Here is a 2,031-nt window from a genome sequence, read left to right as displayed (position 1 = left end):
TTTACTGATCGGACTCACGGAACCGGGCCGCGGATCGTGCGGGAATGCATCGCGCACATGTAAGCCACACGACGCGGGTACGGCGTAACTACCCGATTAGATCGGACCGCTGGCTTGCTAGGGTATTGACCGACATGGTGCCAGTCGAGCCGATCTCCCACCGGCTCCGTGACCTGGCCGGCAGCGACTAACGTCTACCTGTGGGTCAACGGAATCCACCCCAAAGTTCGACTGGAGCAGGAAACGCCGTGTTTGCTGGTGATGACGGGAGCGCGTGCCGACCACCGCAAGGGGCTGGTCGCGCTCGCCTGCGCATCCGAAAAGTTGATCTTCGATATGACACCAAGTGACTGTCGGAGCCGGCCGGTACCCTCAACCGCGGCCAGAAAGGGTCCGCATCACGGCAGGAGTTTGGCATTGGGTACACGGACGGTGTTCTATTCGTTCCACTACGACCGTGACGTTCACCGCGTCCAGCTGGTGAGGAATATCGGCGCCGTAGACGGAAGCCCCGCTCTCGGATCGCAAGAGTGGGAAACCGTCCGGCGCAACAGCCGGCAGGCGGTAGTCAGCTGGATCGACAAGCAGATGGCGTACAAGCGAGCTGTGGTCGTCCTTATCGGACAGCAGACTGCGAACCGCCCCTGGGTCAAGTACGAGATCGAGAAGGCATGGAACAACAAGAAGCCCCTCGTCGGCGTTCACATCCACGGGCTGTCATCTATGGGGCTCACCGACACCAAGGGGGCTAACCCGTTCGACGCAGTCGCTGGCGTCACGAGCGTGCCGGTCTTCGACCCCACCAAGCATGACTATCTAGGCCGGATCGACACCAAGGCCACCTACGCCTACCTCGCTGCCAACTTGCCTAGCTGGGTGGACCAGGCGAGAGCACGCGCGTAGTGCCTCCAGCGGAATGCCCGTTCTGCGAGATCGTCGACCGCAGCGATCCTGACGTGCGCGAGGTATACCGCGACGCGAATGTGGTCGCCTTCTTCCCGACCGACCCCGCAGTACTAGGCCACACACTGGTGATCCCGCGTCGCCACGTTCCGGATATCTGGAGCTTGCGCACCGAGGAGGCCGCGCAGCTCTCCGTGGCCGTCCTACGACTCGCTGAAGCGATTCGGGCGGCGGTCGTCCCCGAGGGCTTCAACATCATCCAGTCCAACGGAGCGGCCGCTACACAGACGGTTTCCCACCTACACGTCCATCTCGTCCCTAGGAACGATGCGGACGCGATGGGGCCTATCTGGCCGCAAGAGACGGACTATTCCGAGGACCGCAAGGACGATGTGCTCAACCGGGTCAAATCGGCGGTGTCTTCTCTCAAACCCGTCGAGCCGGAGGTGTCACCGGAGGACCGACGCAAGCACCTCGACTACATCCAAGCTGTGGTGACTCGACAGTCGGCGGCCTCAGCGTCCGCGAAGGGGTGGCTGCTTCCTGTTGTCACTGCACTTTTCGGGTTCGCACTCACCCAGCACGTGTGGCTGCTCGCCCTGCTGGGAATGTTCTTGATTGCCGTGTTCGCCTACATCGACGCGAATTACCTCCGCAGCGAGAAGGCTTACCGCGCTCTTTACAACGCGGTAAGCCGCTCCGAACGCATGGTTCCGCGATTCACGCTCGACCCAACGGACGCCCACGAGCCGCAATGCGGCGATGCGCCTGCCGCAGCGAAATGGAAGGTGTTGCGCGACAAGTACCTCCCCCCTCGGGAGGTGTGGACGTCGTGGTCGATCGCCCCTTTTTACAGCGCAATGCTGTTACTCGGTGTCGGAGTGGCCGTCACCGCAGCGTTCACTGCCGATAAGGCTGCGATACCTTTACCGCACGGACCCACGATGACCACGACCGTGGTGAGCACAGTGCCGGCGTCCCCCGCACCTGTACCCGCTCAACCGAAGTCGCCGCCGCCGTGAGAATCGCCGATCTTGCCTTTCGTGGGCAGATACAGCATCGACGAATTGAAGCCGCGGATTCCAGCTACGTACAGCGAGAACGCCTCCGGTTCACGGACCTTTAGCC

General features: G+C 62.1%; 2 protein-coding genes and 1 pseudogene. All 3 read left to right on the top strand.

Annotated elements, in window-relative coordinates; genetic code table 11:
* Positions 1–167: 167 nt before the first annotated feature.
* A pseudogene (locus tag ACTWP6_RS30130) lies at positions 168–306 on the top strand (IS256 family transposase); the annotation flags it as partial.
* 30 nt (positions 307–336) lie between these two features.
* Entirely contained in the window at positions 337–903 is a 567-nt protein-coding gene (locus ACTWP6_RS30125) for a TIR domain-containing protein (protein WP_407939210.1), read from the top strand.
* A complete protein-coding gene (locus ACTWP6_RS30120; protein ID WP_208675174.1) occupies positions 903–1,925 on the top strand; it encodes an HIT family protein in 1,023 nt (340 codons plus the stop codon). Before ACTWP6_RS30125 ends, ACTWP6_RS30120 begins: the two co-directional genes overlap by 1 nt.
* The last annotated feature ends 106 nt before the right edge of the window (positions 1,926–2,031 follow it).

This window comes from Mycobacterium sp. 4D054, assembly GCF_052245755.1.
In the GTDB taxonomy this organism is placed as follows: Bacteria; Actinomycetota; Actinomycetes; order Mycobacteriales; family Mycobacteriaceae; genus Mycobacterium.
This window is presented reverse-complemented; position numbering and strand designations above follow the sequence as displayed.

Bases quoted from the DNA above. Each gene is read 5' to 3' on its own strand.
- ACTWP6_RS30125 (WP_407939210.1), top strand. From the start codon at position 337: ATGACACCAAGTGACTGTCGGAGCCGGCCGGTACCCTCAACCGCGGCC.